1 protein-coding gene is annotated in these 1096 nt (G+C 46.8%); it reads left to right on the top strand.

What is annotated here, in order from left to right:
* Window positions 1–1096 (top strand): SprB repeat-containing protein (locus FNE73_RS16635; RefSeq protein ID WP_185147378.1); only part of this gene is annotated, 1096 nt, incomplete at both ends.

Raw genomic sequence — 1096 nt, forward strand, 5'->3', positions numbered from 1 at the left:
CCGACAGGTGGAACTGCACCATACACGTTCAATTGGGGCGGTGGAATTACGACTGAAGACAGAACAGGACTTCCAGCAGGAACTTACAGCGTAACGATCACAGATGCGAACGGATGCACAGGGACTGTTAATGCAACAGTAACACAGCCTGCGACAGTAGTTTCAGGAACTACGGTTGTAACGAATGTAGCATGTAACGGTGCTTCCAACGGTTCTATCAATTTAACACCGACAGGTGGAACAGCACCATACACGTTCAACTGGGGTGGTGGAATTACCACAGAAGACAGAACAGGCTTAGCTGCCGGAACATACAGCGTAACCATCACAGATGCCAACGGATGTACAGGGACAGTGAATGCAACAGTAACTCAACCAACAGCTTTATCGGCAACAATTTCTCAGACGAATGTAAGCTGTAACGGCGGATCTAACGGTTCAGCATCAATAACAGTTTCTGGAGGAACTGCACCATACACGTATTCATGGTCACCAACAGGCGGAACTGCAGCAACAGCAACAGGACTTTCTGCAGGAACTTATACCGTTACGGTAACCGATGCTAATTCTTGTACAACAACAAGAACGGTAACTATTACTCAACCTGCAACAGCAGTTTCAGGAAGTACGGTAGTAACGAATGTTGCATGTAACGGTGGTTCAACAGGAGCAATTAATTTAACACCAACAGGCGGAACAGCACCATATACATTCAACTGGGGCGGCGGAATCACGACTGAAGACAGAACAGGATTGGCAGCAGGAACTTACAGCGTAACCATCACTGATGCGAACGGATGTACAGGAACGGTTAATGCAACGGTAACTCAGCCAGCAACAGCAGTTTCAGGAACTACAGTTGTAACGAATGTAGCATGTAACGGTTCTTCAAACGGTTCTATCAATTTAACACCAGCAGGAGGAACTGCACCATATACTTTCAACTGGGGTGGTGGAATCACGACAGAAGACAGAACAGGATTGGCAGCAGGAACTTATACGGTAACGATCACTGATGCAAACGGATGTACCGGAACAGTTAATGCAACGGTAACTCAGCCAGCAACAGCAGTTTCAGGAACTACAGTTGTTACGA

Source organism: Chryseobacterium binzhouense (assembly GCF_007474545.1).
GTDB classification, from domain to species: Bacteria; Bacteroidota; Bacteroidia; order Flavobacteriales; family Weeksellaceae; genus Chryseobacterium; species Chryseobacterium binzhouense.